Genomic DNA, 5094 nt, shown 5'->3' on the forward strand with positions numbered 1-5094 from the left:
ACACAGTGGACGCGAGCAACTGAGGACAAGCCCTCGGCCTATTAGTACCAGTCACCTCCAGCGGTTACCCGCCTTCCAGATCTGGCCTATCAACCCAGTCGTCTACTGGGAGCCTTACCCTCTCAAGGAGGTGGGAATACTCATCTCGAAGCAGGCTTCCCGCTTAGATGCTTTCAGCGGTTATCCCTCCCGAACGTAGCCAACCAGCCATGCCCTTGGCAGGACAACTGGCACACCAGAGGTTCGTCCGTCCCGGTCCTCTCGTACTAGGGACAGCCCTTCTCAATATTCCTACGCGCACAGCGGATAGGGACCGAACTGTCTCACGACGTTCTAAACCCAGCTCGCGTACCGCTTTAATGGGCGAACAGCCCAACCCTTGGGACCGACTCCAGCCCCAGGATGCGACGAGCCGACATCGAGGTGCCAAACCATCCCGTCGATATGGACTCTTGGGGAAGATCAGCCTGTTATCCCCGGGGTACCTTTTATCCGTTGAGCGACGGCGCTTCCACAAGCCACCGCCGGATCACTAGTCCCGACTTTCGTCCCTGCTCGACCCGTCGGTCTCACAGTCAAGCTCCCTTGTGCACTTACACTCAACACCTGATTACCAACCAGGCTGAGGGAACCTTTGGGCGCCTCCGTTACTCTTTAGGAGGCAACCGCCCCAGTTAAACTACCCATCAGACACTGTCCCTGATCCGGATCACGGACCCAGGTTAGACATCCAGCACGACCAGAGTGGTATTTCAACGACGACTCCACAACAGCTGGCGCTGCCGCTTCAAAGTCTCCCACCTATCCTACACAAGCCGAACCGAACACCAATATCAAACTGTAGTAAAGGTCCCGGGGTCTTTCCGTCCTGCTGCGCGAAACGAGCATCTTTACTCGTAGTGCAATTTCACCGGGCCTATGGTTGAGACAGTCGAGAAGTCGTTACGCCATTCGTGCAGGTCGGAACTTACCCGACAAGGAATTTCGCTACCTTAGGATGGTTATAGTTACCACCGCCGTTTACTGGCGCTTAAGTTCTCAGCTTCGCCACCCCGAAGAGTGACTAACCGGTCCCCTTAACGTTCCAGCACCGGGCAGGCGTCAGTCCGTATACATCGCCTTACGGCTTCGCACGGACCTGTGTTTTTAGTAAACAGTCGCTTCTCGCTGGTCTCTGCGGCCACCCCCAGCTCAGAGTGCAAAACTCATCACCGGTGATGGCCCCCCTTCTCCCGAAGTTACGGGGGCATTTTGCCGAGTTCCTTAACCATAGTTCACCCGAACGCCTCGGTATTCTCTACCTGACCACCTGAGTCGGTTTAGGGTACGGGCCGCCATGAAACTCGCTAGAGGCTTTTCTCGACAGCATAGGATCATCCACTTCACCACAATCGGCTCGGCATCAGGTCTCAGCCTCAATATGCGACGGATTTACCTATCGCACGGCCTACACCCTTACCCCGGGACAACCACCGCCCGGGATGGACTACCTTCCTGCGTCACCCCATCACTCACCTACTACAGGTCTGGACCGTCGGCTCCACCACTTTCCATTCCCCGAAGGGTCCGGAACGGCTTCACGGACTTAGCATCGCCTGGTTCGATGTTTGACGCTTCACAGCGGGTACCGGAATATCAACCGGTTATCCATCGACTACGCCTGTCGGCCTCGCCTTAGGTCCCGACTTACCCTGGGCAGATCAGCTTGACCCAGGAACCCTTAGTCAATCGGCGCACACGTTTCTCACGTGTGTATCGCTACTCATGCCTGCATTCTCACTCGTGAACCGTCCACCACTGCCTTCCGGCGCGGCTTCACCCGGCACACGACGCTCCCCTACCCATCACAGCCTCCGTTGGGAGTATTGCTGCAATGACACGACTTCGGCGGTACGCTTGAGCCCCGCTACATTGTCGGCGCGGAATCACTAGACCAGTGAGCTATTACGCACTCTTTCAAGGGTGGCTGCTTCTAAGCCAACCTCCTGGTTGTCTCTGCGACTCCACATCCTTTCCCACTTAGCGTACGCTTAGGGGCCTTAGTCGATGCTCTGGGCTGTTTCCCTCTCGACCATGGAGCTTATCCCCCACAGTCTCACTGCCGCGCTCTCACTTACCGGCATTCGGAGTTTGGCTAAGGTCAGTAACCCGGTAGGGCCCATCGCCTATCCAGTGCTCTACCTCCGGCAAGAAACACACGACGCTGCACCTAAATGCATTTCGGGGAGAACCAGCTATCACGGAGTTTGATTGGCCTTTCACCCCTAACCACAGGTCATCCCCCAGGTTTTCAACCCTGGTGGGTTCGGTCCTCCACGACCTCTTACAGCCGCTTCAACCTGCCCATGGCTAGATCACTCCGCTTCGGGTCTTGAGCGCGCTACTAAAACGCCCTATTCGGACTCGCTTTCGCTACGGCTTCCCCACACGGGTTAACCTCGCAACACACCGCAAACTCGCAGGCTCATTCTTCAAAAGGCACGCAGTCACGAGAGCACATGCAAGCATGCACTCCGACGCTCCCACGGCTTGTAGGCACACGGTTTCAGGTACTATTTCACTCCGCTCCCGCGGTACTTTTCACCATTCCCTCACGGTACTATCCGCTATCGGTCACCAGGGAATATTTAGGCTTAGCGGGTGGTCCCGCCAGATTCACACGGGATTTCTCGGGCCCCGTGCTACTTGGGTGTTTCTCAAACGAGCCGTTGACGTTTCGACTACGGGGGTCTTACCCTCTACGCCGGACCTTTCGCATGTCCTTCGCCTACATCAACGGTTTCTGACTCGTCTCACGGCCGGCAGACCGTAAAAGAGAAATCCCACAACCCCACATACGCAACCCCTGCCGGGTCTCACACGCATATGGTTTAGCCTCATCCAGTTTCGCTCGCCACTACTCCCGGAATCACGGTTGTTTTCTCTTCCTGCGGGTACTGAGATGTTTCACTTCCCCGCGTTCCCTCCACACTGCCTATGTGTTCAGCAGCGGGTGACAGCCCATGACGACTGCCGGGTTTCCCCATTCGGAAACCCCCGGATCAAAGCCTGGTTGACGACTCCCCGGGGACTATCGTGGCCTCCCACGTCCTTCATCGGTTCCTGGTGCCAAGGCATCCACCGTGCGCCCTTAAAAACTTGGCCACAGATGCTCGCGTCCACTGTGCAGTTCTCAAACAACGACCAACCACCCGCCGAATAATCAACGTTCCACCCATGAGCAACCACCGTCGAACATCTGCCGACGTAATGGCCCTGGACCACCGGGCAAGCCCGGCAGCCTAGATGCTCCTTAGAAAGGAGGTGATCCAGCCGCACCTTCCGGTACGGCTACCTTGTTACGACTTCGTCCCAATCGCCAGTCCCACCTTCGACAGCTCCCTCCCACAAGGGGTTGGGCCACCGGCTTCGGGTGTTACCGACTTTCGTGACGTGACGGGCGGTGTGTACAAGGCCCGGGAACGTATTCACCGCAGCAATGCTGATCTGCGATTACTAGCAACTCCGACTTCATGGGGTCGAGTTGCAGACCCCAATCCGAACTGAGACAGGCTTTTTGAGATTCGCTCCGCCTCACGGCATCGCAGCTCATTGTACCTGCCATTGTAGCACGTGTGCAGCCCAAGACATAAGGGGCATGATGACTTGACGTCGTCCCCACCTTCCTCCGAGTTGACCCCGGCAGTCTCCTGTGAGTCCCCATCACCCCGAAGGGCATGCTGGCAACACAGAACAAGGGTTGCGCTCGTTGCGGGACTTAACCCAACATCTCACGACACGAGCTGACGACAGCCATGCACCACCTGTACACCGACCACAAGGGGGGCACCATCTCTGATGCTTTCCGGCGTATGTCAAGCCTTGGTAAGGTTCTTCGCGTTGCGTCGAATTAAGCCACATGCTCCGCTGCTTGTGCGGGCCCCCGTCAATTCCTTTGAGTTTTAGCCTTGCGGCCGTACTCCCCAGGCGGGGAACTTAATGCGTTAGCTGCGGCACCGACGACGTGGAATGTCGCCAACACCTAGTTCCCACCGTTTACGGCGTGGACTACCAGGGTATCTAATCCTGTTCGCTCCCCACGCTTTCGCTCCTCAGCGTCAGTAATGGCCCAGAGATCCGCCTTCGCCACCGGTGTTCCTCCTGATATCTGCGCATTTCACCGCTACACCAGGAATTCCGATCTCCCCTACCACACTCTAGCTAGCCCGTATCGAATGCAGAACCGGGGTTAAGCCCCGGTCTTTCACACCCGACGTGACAAGCCGCCTACGAGCTCTTTACGCCCAATAATTCCGGACAACGCTTGCGCCCTACGTATTACCGCGGCTGCTGGCACGTAGTTAGCCGGCGCTTCTTCTGCAGGTACCGTCACTTTCGCTTCTTCCCTGCTGAAAGAGGTTTACAACCCGAAGGCCGTCATCCCTCACGCGGCGTCGCTGCATCAGGCTTTCGCCCATTGTGCAATATTCCCCACTGCTGCCTCCCGTAGGAGTCTGGGCCGTGTCTCAGTCCCAGTGTGGCCGGTCGCCCTCTCAGGCCGGCTACCCGTCGTCGCCTTGGTGAGCCACTACCTCACCAACAAGCTGATAGGCCGCGGGCTCATCCTTCACCGCCGGAGCTTTCAACCCACCCAGATGCCTGAGCAGGTATTATCCGGTATTAGACCCCGTTTCCAGGGCTTGTCCCAGAGTGAAGGGCAGATTGCCCACGTGTTACTCACCCGTTCGCCACTAATCCACCCCGAAGGGCTTCATCGTTCGACTTGCATGTGTTAAGCACGCCGCCAGCGTTCGTCCTGAGCCAGGATCAAACTCTCCGTGAATGTTTTCCCGTAATCGGGACGACACCACGAGAGCGGAACCAAAGGGAGGAATAATCCCCTCGGTTCACAGCGTCCTCGCTGTGCGCCTACCAGAACAATGCCCGGCAGGACTTTTTCAAAGGAACCTCGCCCCAGCCGATCGGCCGGAGACGGGGTATCAACAAATCTGGCGTTGATTTTTGGCACGCTGTTGAGTTCTCAAGGAACGGACGCTTCCTTTGTACTCACCCGAGAGACTCTCTCAGGCTTTCCTCCGGGCGCTTCCCTTCGGT

Annotated in this window: 2 rRNA genes; both read right to left on the reverse strand. The window is 57.2% G+C overall.

The features are described 5' to 3' along the window. Positions 1–21 precede the first annotated feature (21 nt). Positions 22–3144 (reverse strand): 23S ribosomal RNA (locus ACX28W_RS43600). A gap of 152 nt (positions 3145–3296) precedes the next feature. Then, a 16S ribosomal RNA gene (locus ACX28W_RS43605) occupies positions 3297–4822 on the reverse strand. The 16S and 23S rRNA genes sit together here, the layout of an rRNA operon. Positions 4823–5094 lie beyond the last annotated feature (272 nt).

Source organism: Streptomyces sp. SD15, from assembly GCF_054462255.1.